The 15,157-nt window shown below is 70.0% G+C and carries 12 protein-coding genes; all 12 read left to right on the top strand.

What is annotated here, in order from left to right; genetic code table 11:
• Nucleotides 1–1,325, top strand: a 1,325-nt coding sequence (locus IE258_RS33860; RefSeq protein WP_189749595.1) for a DUF2637 domain-containing protein, incomplete at its 5' end; no start/stop codon positions are given.
• 678 nt (nucleotides 1,326–2,003) lie between these two features.
• The gene (locus IE258_RS33855) at nucleotides 2,004–2,897 is read left to right on the top strand and encodes a hypothetical protein (RefSeq protein ID WP_189749594.1); all 894 of its coding nucleotides are present in this window, start codon (nucleotides 2,004–2,006) and stop codon (nucleotides 2,895–2,897) included.
• A gap of 39 nt (nucleotides 2,898–2,936) precedes the next feature.
• Entirely contained in the window at nucleotides 2,937–3,200 is a 264-nt protein-coding gene (locus IE258_RS33850) for a hypothetical protein (protein ID WP_189749592.1), read from the top strand.
• Nucleotides 3,197–4,306: a conjugal transfer protein gene (locus IE258_RS33845; RefSeq protein ID WP_189749591.1), complete on the top strand. Its 1,110-nt coding sequence runs from the start codon at nucleotides 3,197–3,199 to the stop codon at nucleotides 4,304–4,306. Before IE258_RS33850 ends, IE258_RS33845 begins: the two co-directional genes overlap by 4 nt.
• A 6-nt stretch (nucleotides 4,307–4,312) precedes the next feature.
• Nucleotides 4,313–4,600, top strand: a complete 288-nt coding sequence (locus IE258_RS33840) for a hypothetical protein (RefSeq protein WP_189749590.1) — start codon at nucleotides 4,313–4,315, stop codon at nucleotides 4,598–4,600.
• Nucleotides 4,597–5,184: a hypothetical protein gene (locus IE258_RS33835; RefSeq protein ID WP_189749588.1), complete on the top strand. Its 588-nt coding sequence runs from the start codon at nucleotides 4,597–4,599 to the stop codon at nucleotides 5,182–5,184. Before IE258_RS33840 ends, IE258_RS33835 begins: the two co-directional genes overlap by 4 nt.
• The gene (locus IE258_RS33830; protein ID WP_189749587.1) at nucleotides 5,184–7,730 is read left to right on the top strand and encodes an ATP-binding protein; all 2,547 of its coding nucleotides are present in this window, start codon (nucleotides 5,184–5,186) and stop codon (nucleotides 7,728–7,730) included. Before IE258_RS33835 ends, IE258_RS33830 begins: the two co-directional genes overlap by 1 nt.
• Nucleotides 7,727–10,072: a hypothetical protein gene (locus IE258_RS33825; protein ID WP_189749586.1), complete on the top strand. Its 2,346-nt coding sequence runs from the start codon at nucleotides 7,727–7,729 to the stop codon at nucleotides 10,070–10,072. Before IE258_RS33830 ends, IE258_RS33825 begins: the two co-directional genes overlap by 4 nt.
• A gap of 61 nt (nucleotides 10,073–10,133) precedes the next feature.
• Nucleotides 10,134–11,219, top strand: a complete 1,086-nt coding sequence (locus IE258_RS33820; protein WP_444545807.1) for a C40 family peptidase — start codon at nucleotides 10,134–10,136, stop codon at nucleotides 11,217–11,219.
• Between the two features lie 118 nt (nucleotides 11,220–11,337).
• A complete protein-coding gene (locus IE258_RS33815; RefSeq protein ID WP_189749583.1) occupies nucleotides 11,338–12,321 on the top strand; it encodes a hypothetical protein in 984 nt (327 codons plus the stop codon).
• A 363-nt stretch (nucleotides 12,322–12,684) separates the two neighbouring features.
• Nucleotides 12,685–14,685, top strand: a complete 2,001-nt coding sequence (locus tag IE258_RS33810; RefSeq protein ID WP_189749582.1) for a hypothetical protein — start codon at nucleotides 12,685–12,687, stop codon at nucleotides 14,683–14,685.
• Nucleotides 14,682–15,086, top strand: coding sequence for a hypothetical protein (locus tag IE258_RS33805; RefSeq protein WP_189749580.1), 405 nt, complete (start codon nucleotides 14,682–14,684; stop codon nucleotides 15,084–15,086). Before IE258_RS33810 ends, IE258_RS33805 begins: the two co-directional genes overlap by 4 nt.
• The last annotated feature ends 71 nt before the right edge of the window (nucleotides 15,087–15,157 follow it).

Genomic DNA, 15,157 nt, shown 5'->3' with positions numbered 1-15,157 from the left:
GCCGGATCGCCGACATCACCGCCGACAAGCACATGGAGGGCGTCCGGCTCACCCGCTGGCTGCTCTCGCCGGTGCCGACGTTCCTGCTGTGGCGCCGTATGAAGCTGTGGGAGCTGCGCTCCTACGAGCAGGTCATCAAGCTGGAGCAGGAGCGGCTGGTCTACCAGGCCCGGCTGCGGTCCCGCTTCGGCCGCGCCTGGCGCCGCAAGGCACCCGTCGAGTCGCTGATGCCGCTGCGACTCGCTCGCTACGGAGTACAGCTCGCCGAAACCGCGCCGGCCGGGCTGGCGGCCGCAGGGATCGATGAGCCTATGCCGGTCCTGACTGGTCCGTCGCCGGCCGAGGACCCTGCGCCGCTAGCACCCGCGAGCGCCGAGCATCCGCGGGCTCTGGAAGTCGGCCGGCGTGCTGAGGCCGTATCCCGAGACCAGGACGAGGGCCAGGCGCTCTCCGTCCCGGCCGCCGGGAAAGCCGTAGCCGTGCAGGGGGAAGAACTCTCCGAAGCGGCGGCCGAGGAGGCCACGCTGGGCCTGACCGCGGACTCGCACTCCAGCTTCCCAGCGGCATACGCGGAGTACCTCAACCACTACGGCGACTTCCCCAACGCCCATCAGTTCGCCCTCTTCCTCGCCGACTACTACGGCATCGACGACAACGGACAGCCGATCCCCGAGAAGGATCTTGTGCCGGTGGTCAAGGAGCTGCGGCGCCGAGCCGAGAACCCGGGGGAGTGGGTGACCGAATCATCGGTGACCGATCTCCCCCCAACCGGGATGACCGATCCGTCGGTCACGTCTCCTAAGCAGGCCGCCATGACCGATCCGGTCGGTCACGCCGCATCGGTCACCGAGGGGCCCTACGTCGCCGGCCCGTCGGTCACGCCATCCGCCGCACCACGGGCCCCCGTTGCCGAACCGGTACCCGCGGCCTCGGCCGCCGATGGGCCGGCGGCTGGTGGCGGGCTTCCGCGACAGACCGCCCTCGATCGCACGACCGGATCGGTCACGGGCCGGCCGGGCGGTGATGCGACCCCGTGGGAGGCGACAGTGACGGACACCGGCGAGGCCACCGCGCGGGTTCCCGAGCAGCAGGTGGACGAGACTCCGGTGGGGGAGCTGACCGAGGAACAACGGATTGAGCGCGTCGTCCAGTGGCTGCTCGAGGCGGAAGCCGCGGGCAAGAGGATCTCCGGGGCCGAGGCGGCCCGGCGGAATGGCGTGTCTCCCAAGACCGGTCAGCGCGACGTCATCAAGGCCAAGGAGATCGTGAAGGAGCAGGAGCGCGAGCGCGGCCGCGCGCACCTGCGGTCCGTGCGCAACGACTGATCCTCTCGATCGAGCAGTGGGAGCGGTCTCGACTCACTCAGGCTTCGGGCCCGGACGTTGTTGTCCGGGCCCGAAGCGTGTGGCCACCCACTGGGTCACGGCCGCCGCGAGGTCGCTTCCGGTACCCGGGGTGAGCGTCGCGCCGTGACCGATTCGCCAGCCGCCGAGTGCGTGACCGATGGGCGCTGGGGCGGATCGGTCATGACGGATCCGGTGGCGTGGCCGATGGCCGATAGCCCGTCGACCGGTCATCGGGCATGACCGATCGGCGTGGATCGGTCATGGGTCGCCGTGACCGATTCCGCGGTCGCCGATGCCGGCTTCCCACCTCGGCTGGCGCGGCTCGCCGCCCAGGTCGGGCACGGCCGACTGGTCGCGGATCGGTCAGTGGCGGCTGCCTTCGCAGACGCTCGACCGCGGCCGCCGACGCGGGTGTGTCCGGCCCTGACGGCGTCGATCGCGCGGCTTGCCCGTGCCAGGGGAGGGGCTTGCCCGGGGCTTTTCGGCCCCGGCACCCGGGCTTGCCCACCCCCTCGCGCGGCTTGCCCAGTACGGGCGTGCCCGGCGGGATCTGAAATGGGCAAGCCTGTCACCTGCTCCTTTGCGGGATCGGGCAAGCCTTCGGGCACGCCCCGGTGAGGAGAGTTCACGGCACGAGATCCGAAAGGAGCCAGTGCCGTGCTCGACCTGCCAACCACCACCCCGACCGCCCGTGGGATCTTCGCCCGCCTGGACGCGGAGTGGGCGGAGCTGTGCGAGGACGCGTCCGTACGGGCTGCGGTTGCCGACTGGCTGATGACCGATCACCTCGCCGACGACGTCGCCGCCGTGACCGATTCCTGGGCGCGCGCCCTCGGCCCCGAGCAACTCCTGGCCGCCCTGCGTCCCGGCCACGGGGTGCTGTCCGACGCGCTGACCGATGCGGTGCTGCGCAGCCTCCTGGTCCGCGCAACCGGTCATGACCGATCGGCCACGCTCGCCGCGCGGATCGTGGTGCAGGCCATGCTGCCGGCCGCGGTGCGCATGACGCGCGGGCAGGTGCGGGGGACCGGCGGACGCACGTGGGACGACGTCGGGCACGTCGTGATCGCCGCACTCTTCGAGGTCGCCTGCTCCGGCCGCATCCACACCCGGCCTGGCCGACCCGCCGCGAACCTCGCCCTGGACGCGCTCGGCCGGGTCTGCCGTGAACTCGTCGCCGACCGCGAGGCGGCCGGTGAGGACCTCGCGGCCGCCGAACACCTCGCCGACCCGACCCCGGGCCCGGCCGCGCGCGCCCACGCCGCCGCGATCCACCAGGCCGCGCACGCAGCCGGCCTCACCACCGAAGCGTCCATCGGCGATGCGGAAGCCAGTAACGCGCGACTGGAGCTCCTCGAACTCGTGCTGGAGGCGATGGAGCACGGCTCGATCAGCCACGCCGACGGCCAAGCGATCGCCTGGCACTACACCACCACCCCGGTCCCGGACGTACAGGCCGCGCACCGCGCCGGTACCACCGCCGCCGCCTGGAGACGCCGCCGCACCCGGGCCGTCGGCCGGCTCAAGTCCAGCCTGCGCCCCGCCGCCTGACCCCCGCGCACCCGATTCCGAGAAGAGACGGAGACCTGCATGCCTACCCGTACGAAGACCGGCCTGGACGAGGACGAGGAGCGTGTCACCCGCGCCCAGCGGCTGTTGATCGGCCTGGGCGCTGCCCTCGTCCACACCCCCTTCGACACCACCACCCACGACAGGCTCCGCAGCTTCCTCACGGACGACGCCGATGAGGTCCTCACCTCGCTGGAAGCGCTGTGCCGCCGGCCTGAGGCCGAACTGCGTGCCCGCATCGCCGAGCTGTGCGGCCACAACCTGCTGGCGGAGGGGGCGGCATGAGGCGCCTACTCACCCGCCGCCCCGACAAGGACGCGCTGGCCGCACGGGAAGAGGTGCGGGAAACCGAGGAGTCGGCGGCGGACGATGACTACGTCGGCGGCTGGTCGACCGGTGCTCGCGCCAACACCAGCGCCCTGTTGCGCTGGACGGTATGGAGTCTGCTCCTGATCGGTCCGGTTCTCGGCGCTGCAGCGTTCACCCGGGCCTCGACGACGTCCACCGCGCAGCCGGCGGTGGCGGCGCGTACTCCGGCCGGGACCGGATCCCAGGGCGCCGCCGGATTCGCCACCCTGTTCGTGGCGCAGTACCTGCGGGCGGGGGAGGGCGACCAGGACAAGCTGGCCGCCTACTATCCGCCCGCGGTAGACGTCCAGCTCGAGGGTGCCTCCGGCCGGCGCCACGGTGAGCAGCTCACCGTTGTGCGGCTGCGCCAGACCGCCCCGGATGTCTGGGCGGTGACCGTCGCCGCGCGCATCGTGGCCGACGCCGACCCGGCGCCCGAGAAGACGACACGGTCCGACGCTGACCGTACTGACGGCAAGACCGCGGCCGCCGCCGCGGCCCGGGACAGCATCCACTACTTCCAGGTGCCCGTCGCCGTCGGCCCGGCGGAAGAAGGAGCCACCGGCTATGCGGCGCTGTCGATGCCGGCGGAGGTGGCCGCTCCCGCACGCATCAAGGCCCCAGATCTGATCTACGGCCCGTCGCAGCCTGCCGCAGGCTCCGACCCACGGACCCAGGCGGTCACCGAGTTCCTCACCGCCTACCTGACCGGCTCCGGCGAGCTGGACCGCTACCTCGCTCCCGGCACCGAGCTCAGCCCGGTTCAGCCGACGCCCTACACGGGTCTGACCGTCGACCAGATGGCCATCGAGGGCGACCAGGCCGCCGATCCGATCACCACCGTGCCGAAGGACGGCACGCGCACCCGCGTGGTCGTCACCGTCCGGGCCACCGACCACGACAACGTACGCGTCCCCCTCGCGTACGCGCTGACCCTCAAGGCCCGCGCAGGCCGCTGGGAGATCGCCGGCCTCGACGGTGCCCCCTCTCCCGCGCCGACCGCGCATGCCTCCGCGACCGACACACCCCGAGCGAAGGAGTAGCCCACCGTGGAACCCACCACTCTCGCCGCCGACTGGATCACCATCGGCACCGGCTTCGGCACCGACCTGAAGACCCTGATCTTCACCATCCTGATCCCCGTGCTGTGCGGCATCTTCATCGTCGTCGTCGGGCTCAAGACACGAGCGCCGGGCCCGACCCTGATGGCGGTGATCTTCGCAGGGATCGTCCTGGGCCTGTCCCTGAGCATCGACACCATCGGCGAGACCACCAGCGACACCGTCGACCAGTACAACGACGGCGGTGGCGGCGACTTCGTCCAGGGCGACCAGTGAACCCGGCCGCCGACGTGGACGAGGACCTGGTCGGCCGCTGCTACACCAAGGCCCGACGGGCCCCGCTCGTCCACGGAGTGGTCCGCAGCGTCAACGGCGGGCCCAACTTCCGGCTGCCCTTCGGCCCCTACACCCTCACGCAGCTCGCCGCGATCGTCCTCTCGGTCGCCCTGCTGGTCTTGTCCCGCCCGGTCTGGGGCGGGCACGGGCTGGCCGACGTCCTCGTCCTCCTCCTTGTTCCCTTCGGCGCCGTCTTCGCCATGCGCCACCTGCACATCGACGGCCGCAATCCGGCTGCGGCCGTCGTCAGCGTGATCCTGATGCTGGCCAGCCCACGCTGGGGCCGGCTGCACGGCCGCCCCTTGCGACCCTCCCGGCCCGAGCACGACGCGCCCCGCGTCACGCTGACCCAGCCCGGACACGACACCCCGCCGGCCGCCCCCGCGCCCCCGCGCCCGTCGTCCGGTGCCGAGCCGCAAGAACCAGCGGCCCCGTCGCCGCGGCGGCCGGCGCCCATGGCGTCCGGAGTGCAAGCCCTGCTTGCCCGCCGAGTTCCGTCCCCGCGAATCGACCTGGAGACCTGATGCGCCTGCCGATCCGGCACATCGCCAAGAACCTGATCTTCACCACGTCCGGCACGGGCTGGGCGGTATGGCGGGTGGCAGCCGCCAACTACAGCCACGCCCCTCAGGCAGCGAAGAAGCGCCGCCTGAAAGCGCTGGAGAGCCTGTTCAAGTCGCTGACCGGCGAGCCGATGCTGCTGAGCCTGTGCCCACAGGTCGACCCGATCGCGGTGGTCCGCGCGATGGTCGCCGACGTCGACCTTGCACGCAGCCCGCGCTACGAACGGCTCGGCCATGCAGTCCTCGACCAGCTCGAGGCGATGGAGCTGACCGGGCGCACCGACTGGCTTGCCATCCCGCTGCCGGCGCTCTCCCAGAGGTCCATGCTCGCCTCCGCCTTCCGGGCCGCGCGAGCCGAAGTCAGTACCGCTCTCGGCCTGATGCCCGCCCCCATCACAGCCGGCGAGATCGCAGAGTGCGCCGCACAGGCCGAGCGGATGCAGGCCCGGTGGCCCACCGGGGTCACGATGCGTCCGGCGACCGAGGCGGAGATCCTCTGGATCTACGGACACAGTGCACGGCGGGGTCTGGCCGAGCCGTTCCTCCCGGACGGCACCGAGCCCGGCACCCGCGGCCGCGGCCGCACGGTCGCCGCGCTCGGAGAGATGCTCCTGGCCGAGGGCGGTACAGACTTCGAAGCCCGCCGACCGGCCCCCGGCAATCCGTTCCAGCGCCGCTACCTTCAGGTGTCCAGCGAATGGGGCAACTCCTACCAGGCGATGCTGGCCCTGTCGGAGATGCCCGAGGCCTTCGCGCTGCCCGGCGCCGCCTACCTGCAACAGCTGGACGACCTGGCCTACCCCGTGGACTGGGCCGCACGCCTAGTCGTCACCCCGGGCCGCAAGGCCGAGGCGAAGAGCCGCCGGCGCGCACGGCACCTGCGATCCCAGGCCGCAGAGTACGACGGCGACCCAGCCGGCCCGCCGTCCTCGATCGCCAAAAACGAGGCCGACAACAACGAGTTCCGCGAACGCATCGCCTCGTCCGAACGCGAGGTGGAGATCCAGGCCATGGTCACCCTCGCCGTCTGGGGCGCCAGCCCCGACGACGTCCAGGACCGGGCGGCCGCACTCGCGCACGACTTCGGCGCCACCGACTACACCTTCGCCCGACCGGTGGGGGAGCAGGCCAACCTGTGGCGGGCCATGCTGCCCGGCTGCCGCACCCCGCGCGTGCTGACCGGCTACGCCCAGACCCTCCTCGCGCACGACTTCGCGCTCTCCATGCCCTGGTGCGGCAGCGCGCTCGGCGACGACCGCGGCGGCCTGTTCGGCCTGCAGCTTGCCTCAGGCGGCGCCCGCCCCGTGCTGATCGACCCAACCCGCGGCCCCCGCGAAAACGCCTCCGGCTCCATGGCCTTCATCGGCGAGCTCGGCGCAGGCAAGTCCGTGGGCATGAAGACCGCCGTCTACAACGTCCTCGCGCGCGGGCACCAGCCCGGCCGGCCCCACTCCCGCGGCCGCGCAGTCATTGTCGACCGCACCAAGGAAGAGGAGTGGGTGCGGTTCGCGAAGGCCTGCCCCGGCACCACCCAGGTCATCCGCATCGACCAGGAGGCCGAGGTCAGCCTGGACCCGCTGCGCCTCTTCAACGCCGACAGCCCGAAGATCGCAGCCCGGTTCTGTGAGAGCTTCCTGACCCTGCTGCTCGGGGTGAAGCCGATGGAACTGGAGGGCGTGGCTCTGTCGGAAGCCGTCGAAGCAGTCCTGGAGCGGCCCGACCCCTCCATGACAGCCCTCGTCGACGAGCTCGTCGAACGCGGCAAGACCGACGACGTCGCAGCCCGCAACCTGGCCCGGAAACTCAAGGCCGTGGCCCGCAAGGACCTCGCTGCGGTCGTCTTCGACGACACCCTGCCCGTCGTCGACACCCGCCGCGCCGACGCGGTCGTCTTCGCCGTCAACTCCCTGCAACTGCCCAAGAAGGCCGAGCTCACCAGCGACCACCGCATCGAACGCCTGGAGTTCGAGAAGGTCCTTGGCCGCGCCGTCATGTACCTGATCGCCGCCGTCGCACGTGAGACAGCCATGGCCTCCAAGGACGAATTCGCCGTGGCTGTCTTCGACGAATGCTGGTACCTCACCTCAAGCGACGAAGGACTCGAGCTGCTCCTGGAGCTGATGCGTGACGGCCGCAAGCACAACGCCGCCGCCTACATGGGATCCCACGACCCCGACGACATCGGCCCGGAAGGCTCCGAGAAGGGCGCGATCCTCCGCGGGCTGATCCCGCACCGCCTGATGTTCCGGCAAACCACCCGTGCCCTGGCGGTGCGCGGGCTCGACTTCCTCGGCATCGACTCCAACGACCCCGATCTCCTCGACTTGGTCACTTCCGGCCTGTCCCCGATCGACCTGCCCGAGGAGGAAAGGTTCGCCCGCGCCGGCGAGTGCCTCTACCGCGACCTCGCCGGCCGCGTCGGACTGATGAAGATCCTCATCCCCTTCGACGCTCCCGTGGCTCGCGCTATCCACACCACGCCCAGCGACTACCGGGCCGCAGCATGACGGCAATCAGGCAGTGGAGGTCCCGGCTGCGGACACTCGGCAGCAGCCGGCTGCGCCTGGCCGTTCTGTTCGCCGCTGCGGCAGCGACCCTGCTGACCGTGCTCACCTCGCTGCCCGCCCAGGCCGCACCCGACCCCACTCCTACGCCCTCACCGAGCCTCTCCGCGCCCCCGGCCGACCCACCGACGCAGGAGGAACTCGCCGAGGCACAGCAGTTCCTTGAACAGTCGCGGGAGACCCTGACGAAGTCGGCGCAGGCAGCGTTGATGGACGCGAGGGCCGAAGACGTACGCAAGCAGCTGCCTGACGAGGGAGGCATCCTCGGCGTCTTCAATGTGACCGACGCCAACAACCTGCCGATCAGCGTCTACACGGTGAAGTCCGACACCGGCTCAGTCCTGCGCTGGGACCTCGGCATGATGAACTTCCTCACCGAAGCCTGCTTCATGGTCACCAAATGGCTGATCGCGTTCTGCTGCTGGCTCATCGGCTGGTCACTGTCCTTCGGCCTGGCCAAACTCCTGCTCACACCCGCCATGGCACTCGCCAACTCCCTGCACAGCCGAGTGATCATGGAGATGGGGCTGCCCAGCGTCTTCCTCGCCCTGTGCGCCCTGATCTGCACCTTCAGGATCTTCTTCGGCGACCGCGCCAAAGGCTGGGGCGACGCCGCCGTATCCATCGTGCTCGCCGCGCTGACCACCACGCTGCTGGCCTCCACCCCGCAGACGCTGATGGGGGAGAACGGAGCGATCGCCGTCACACGCGGCTTCTCCCTCGAGGTCGCCGACGTCATCCTCGACGCCGACCCCACCACCCCCTGGGCCAGCAACAGCGTCACCACGCCCGCCACATCGTTCACCCTGACCCGTCCCCTGACCGACGCACTCACCGACGCCTTCATCGTCAAACCGGCCATGCTGCTGCAGTACGGGCAAGTCTTCGAAGGCGCATGCGCCACCAAGTACTCCGAGAAGCGGCTGGAGCAGCTCGCCTACGACCGCGCAATCGACAAGGTCAGCGCGATCGCCTCCGACCTCATGCACGAGCACGACTTCACCCCTGGCGACTTCGTGGCCACCGGCCTCGAAAGGCCGACGCAGCTGGTCAACCAGTGGGCCGCGCACCAGTTCGGCGGTGTCCCGATGGACGAGTTTGAGAAGGACTGCGTCGAAGGGGACGCCACCGCCGCGAAGAAGGCCAGCCTCGACAAGCTCGGCGGCGCCTTCTTCCTGCTCATCGCAGCGATCATCGTCACCGTCCTCATCGCCGGCCTAGCCGGCAGCTTCCTCACCGCCCAGTGCCGCATCGCCTGGGATGCCATCCGCGGTGAACCAGCACTCATCGCCGGAACCATCCCCGGTGCCGGCCGCGCCTTCCTCTGGGACTGGGTCGCCTCCGTATGGCGCTCCCTGGCACAGATGCTCGTCGCCGTCGTCTCGCTGGCCGTGTTCATCATCATCCTCAAGACGGTGCTCGACCCCGTGCAGACGGACTGGGGCCGAGAGCTGACTCTGCGGTTCCTGGTTGTCGACATCGTCTCCATCGCCGCCGTCAAGAAGCGCAAGGCACTCAAGGCCCGCACCCATCAGATCGCGAACAACCTCAAGGCCAAGCTGTCCAGCAACCGAGTCGGCGGAACCCACGGCAGCATCCTCACCCCAGCCGCCACGCCGCTGCCCAAGTCCTCACACGCAGGACAGAAGACAGCGCGCGGGCTGATCCGCGGCACCCTGGCCGCAGCAGCCCTCGCCACCGGCAACCCGGCGACCGCACTCGCCTACACCATGCCGCGATCCGTCGGCGCCACCGCCCTGATCACCCGCCTGGGAGGCACGAGCCGCCGGCACGGCACCGCTCCACGCCCAGGCGCAGCACGCCCCGCCGGCCGAAGCGGGCCCCCGCGGCCGCCGCACCCACCCCAGCGAGTTCCGCCCGCATCGCCAACCGTCCCCACCCCGGGGACACCACAGCACCCCACTGCCGTGCCGCCGCCGCCATCCTCGCCGCCCCGCCCCGTCCGGACACCGCGGCCAGCACCCCCGCCGCGCCCCCCGCCGCGCCCCTCGCACCGCCCTGGCAGCCAACCGGCACGCCGGGCCGGGAACCGCAACGGCCGGACCGTCCGACCGCAGCCGCAGCCGCAGCCGCAGCCGGCGAACTCCCCACGCCAGCAGCAGTTGCGCAGCCGGCTGGACCGCGGCATTCGCCGGGCGCCCACCACACCGCGGCGCAGTCGCCTGCCCAACCGCGCTTCGCGCGAAGAGTACGAAGCCTTCTTGGCCGACACCGAGGAGGCAGAGCTGCAGCGCCGGGCGACAGGGGACAGCGGCGGTGAATAGCGGACGCAGCAAGTGGCTCGTCAGCGGGGTCGCCGGCCTGTGCCTATTCGGCGTCGTCGCCATGGGCGCCGTCGCTGCCCACGTCGCCGGCGTCGCCGAGGCACAGGCCCAGGCGGCTGCTGCCAGACTCCAGTGCCAGGGACCTGGTGGTGCCTTGGACACGGACACTGCACAGCTCGCTCAGCAGGTCAGCGCTCTGGTGTCCGGCAGCGGCGACGTCCAGGTGCCCGGGCTCCCCACGCCCAAAGAACAGCTACCCAACGCCAAGATCATCGTGGCGACCGGGATCCAGCTGGGCATCTCCGCTCGCGGACAGGTCGTGGCACTGGCCACCGCGTTGCAGGAGTCAGCGCTGCGCAACCTCGACCACGGCGACCGCGACTCCGTCGGCCTGTTCCAGCAGCGTCCCTCCATGGGGTGGGGGACACGCGAGCAGCTCATGGACCCCGTCTATGCGAGCAAGAAGTTCTACAACGCCCTGCAGTCGGTGAACGGGTGGGAGTCCATGCCTGTGACCGCAGCGGCACAGAAGGTGCAGAAGAGCGGTCTGCCCGACGCGTACGCCAAGCACGAACAGCTGGCCACCGCACTGCAGAACGCCATCGCCCCCACACTCGGCGCCACCGTCACCAGCCCTTCCGGTACCGTCACCAACCCGTACGGACTCAGCTGCGGAACACAGCCTGACGGCTCCCAGTACGGAACGATCGAGGCGGGCAAACTGCCGGACGGCTACCAGATCCCCGCCACCGCCAAGCCCGCCGCCCAGGCCGCGATCCAGTGGGCTCTCCAGCAGCTCGGCACTCCTTACCAGTGGGGCGGCAGCTGCACGGACCCGCACGGCGACGATCCCAGCGGGCGGTGCGACTGCTCCTCACTAATGCAGCGCGCCTACGGAGTCGCCGGCATCCAGATCACCCGCACCACCTACACCCAGATCCACGACGGGCGGGCCGCACCCGCCAACGCCAAGTCCCTCCAGCCCGGCGACCTTGTCTTCACCGAAGGCTCCGCGTCCCGGCCGGAACACGTAGCAATGGCGATCGGCGACGGACTCCTCGTACACGCGCCCAGGCCAGGCCGCGTGGTCGAGGTCGCCAAGGTCGCCACACACGGCGACATCCTCGTCGTACGGCGGATCGTCTAGCAGCAGGTGAGACTACAGTCGCCGCTTGCTCTGGGTGCGCTGACGGTGGGTGCCCATAGGCTGGCCCATCAATTGAAGTCTTGGGGGACATGTGAGTTCTGCGGGTCAACCGTCGTGGATGCACCCGATCTTGCGACTGCATCACCGGTACGTCGACAGGCGCGTAACTGACGCGCAAGCCGCGGCGGCCGAACTGGGGATCGCCCTGGAGGCGAACACGATCCGCTCCGCTCTGGAATACGAGCGGGGCTCCTTCCGGAGAGTGGCGCTCAAGCTCGCCATCTCCATGAACATCCTCATCGTGGTGTCGGTCGCCGGGAACCGAGGAGCGTGTAGGCCCGGTGGGACGTTCGAGCCGACCCCCACGACGGACTGCACATTGGCACACGCCGGCTGGTTCACCCCGCTGTGGGCACTCAACATCATGTGGCTGCTGACCCTTGGCGCGGTGTGGGTCCACGGAGCAGCGCACGGCGAACCCATCCCGCGCTGCTCGAAGCCGATATACCCACTCCTGAACCTGCTGACAGTCAGCGCATCCGTCGCCCGCCCGGCCACCAGATACACCGAGGCCATCAAGCTCAGTCAACAGATCTCCCGGTTAGGACTGCCGTTGCGGACCCTCGCCAGCAACGCTGCGGCGGACTTCGGTAGCCGCCGTGCGCTCCGAAGCACACTGTCCACGCACCTCAACCGAGTCGATGCCGCATTCATCGAGACCGCGGACCAGCTTGCCGGCGATCGAGAGGCCTCCGCCAAGAGGCTGGCCGAGCTCGCAGCAGAAGCAGCCAACAACATCGCCGCCGGCCGCTTCACCACCGTGCTGCCGACGCAGGCCCTACCCGAGGAAACGCCGCTCGAGCCCGACCAGCTCGACGGGCGCCGCCTTGCCACCGCCTGCCTGTGGGCGGCGGCCGTCATCACCGCGTCCTTCCTCGCCCTGTCCCCCTTGGGAGCGCCCGTGGAACTGCTCGTACCCCTGGCCCTCGTGGGGTTCCTCGTGTTGGTCTACACACTGCTCGCCTTCCGGTACGGGCTATCGGAGGCAACCCGGCTGACGCGGAGTATCGGTGGCTTCTTCTCGGCGAGCCCGCCCATGTAGTGCAGCGGACGGACGCCGACACCGCCCCCTCCTCAACAGGCCCCTCATCAGGGTCCTTTGAAAATCATCCCCACCACGAAGGCGGGAGTACTACCCTGGTTCGTTGACGCCGTTGATGCAGCGGCCGGACGCCTGCGTACGGGACTGCGGTCCGCGTGCGCACGACCCGCGTCTCCCCACCACCATTCCTGGGGTGGGCAACCGGATTGCCGACGGCTTACACACTGACGCCGAGTACGCCCCGTGGGACTGCGGTCCTCCGGTGGTGACGAGGGTGCGTAGCTCCACCGAATGGTGCTGCCTCGCGTACTTCCGCAGGCCGCGCCATCTTCTTGTGTGCGGCCGTACCAGAAGGGCGGTCGCGTGAGCGACACCACCACGCCGGATCCCGAGTCGGCTGACAACGAGATCCACGTCATCCCCGTCACCGACTTCCGCAACGACAACGGCGACTTCGAACACCGGCTTCCTCCGCCGAGCGCGATGACGAACGCGGAGGAGTACCTCCAGAAGCACCCTGACGTACACCTCTCCAATGAGGCAATCAGCCGCCTCGTCCAGGGCGCCGTCGAGCCGCAGGACCTCGAGGGCATCCGCGTCGAGCGGCACCGGGTGGAGACCGGCTGGCTGATGGTCATCTCCTACCGGGCCTACTCGCCCATGGTCTCGCTCGCGATCGAGAACGACCGTCTGCTGGCCGAAGTCTCCTACGCAGCCGACCCGCACGCTGCACGCGTACGCAAGGCCCTGGCCATGCCGGAGCCTCATCCTGAGGACGCCGTCCTGGTCCATCCCGACGCCTACAAGGACATCGAGGAGTCCGTCGACCGGTCCGCGAAGCGCGTACTGACGGACAACCCCCAGGAAGTGGGGGAGCGGCTCGTTGAGCGTCCGCTGGTGCTGGTGCCGGTGGCCTTCAAGTCCGAGACCGGCGAGCCCGCCGACGACCTCACCGCCGTCGACGGCAACTGCCGCCTCGCCTTCTGTTACCACCGCATACCGCTGGTACCGCGCGGATGGGTGGACGACTCCCTGATCGGTGAGGCGAGCAAGAAGCGGGTGGCCCTGCGACCCTCGCACCTTATGCGGATGTCCCTCGAGACCCGCCGTGAGCTGGTCCGCAAGGTCATCAAGGCCGCCTACAGCCGTCTCAGGAAGCCGCGCACCGGCTCCCCGGCCGACATCAGGGACCGCAACAAGTGGGCGATGGCCCTCAACGCCCTGACCATCCCCGTCACGGTCATCGTCGGCTACCGCGACGACAACGCCCAGCGTGGAATGCAGCGCTTCCCTGCCGGCGTCCGCTCCCTGCTGCTGCGGATGAACACCGGCGGCAAGGTGTTCGCCGACGGCGCGAAAAACGCCGTGAGGGCCGAGGAGATCATCAACGGGCTGTACGACGAGGGGTTCCTGGGCCCTGAGGCACAGGCCCGACCCACCCGGGACGCTCTGATCGGCCGCGGGAACGTCCCCGCCTCGATGGAGGACCTCGGCTTCAACCCCGAGTTTCCGGACCTGCGGTTCGCCCTCGTCATGCAGCGGCTGACCCACTACAGCCCGAAATTCAACGCGCTGGTGCGCAGCAAGCTGCAGACCGAGGGCAACCTCGTGCTCAGCCGCCGCAACGGGCCGATTGTCGAGCTCGGGCTGCGCTCCTACTCCGCGAGCATGCCCACGAACTCGCCGCGGACCGCCCTGGAGACGATCTGCCTGTGGCAGGACCTCGTCGACAATGCCTGGGTCGTCGAGAACATCGACACGGACACGAAGGTCGACGAACTCCTCGGCCGCGCGAACACGGGGGAGACCCAGGCCACGCTACTGCTCGGCGCACTCGGGATGATCTCCCTGGTGATGAGCGGCCACCTCCTCGCGGCCGCCGGCTCGGCGGAGACGGACGCTGGGACCACCATCGCCCGCACGAGCGTCGGTCTGATCATCAAGGGACTGCTCGCCCAGGCGGAAGGGCGCCAGATCCTCGCGGACGCGATCAAACGCGTACGCGCGGGCCTGCCACCGCGCTGGTGGGACACGGAGAAGCAGGAGCTCGTCGAGCAGAAGACCGACTGGCGGGGCTCCACCTACAACGCGATGCTGCGCAGCGCCGTCCGGCATGGCTGGAAGGCCAAGGCCCCGGGCAAGGAGAAGAAGACCGAGGCGGAGCAGGAGGCCGACAAGCTGACGGTGTTCCAGGAGCAGCTCGGCACCGCTGTCGATCGCCTGCGTGATCTGTTCGAACTGCGCGAGAAGAACGGCACGACGGACAAGCTCGCATGGGTCGAGGTCGAGGCGTCGTTCGCCCATATCGAGGACCTCGCCGAAGATCTGCGTCTCATCTCCGAGCCCAAGCCGCGTAACCGGTGACCGCTCTCGTGTGGTCCGGCGTCGTCACCATGACGCCGGACCGGTACACCGCGTTCGCACGCCTGGCCCGGCCCTGGCTTGAGGAGTTCAGGTGCTGCCCCCTTGGCATCGAGGAGGACAGTGGCCGGGAGGAGCGGGCCGTGTACATCGTCGTCAACGCCGACGGCACGGCCTGCTACGCCGGCCGAACCCGCCCGAACCGACCCCAGCATCGAGGAGCAGCGGTCGCCCGACTTCGCCGGCATAGGACCGGCGCCCGCTCGAAGCGCGAAGAGTGGGCGAGGTACTGGGTGCTGCCCCTCCGCCCGGAGACCCCGGACGAGTTCGTCGACTGGCTGGAGCGAACCGTCCAGGCCCGACTCGGCCTGCCCCGGCAGAACCGCCGCTGGCGTAGGTCGTAACGCTGACCCCACGCCGGTTCTCGGCCTCCGCCCGGAGCCGAGAACCGGCATTACGGCAATGTCAGACCCTG

The organism is Streptomyces tendae, from assembly GCF_014650435.1.
Taxonomy (GTDB): domain Bacteria; phylum Actinomycetota; class Actinomycetes; order Streptomycetales; family Streptomycetaceae; genus Streptomyces; species Streptomyces tendae.
The sequence above is the reverse complement of the archived record's forward strand: the minus strand, read 5'-3'. Positions and strand labels throughout refer to the sequence as shown.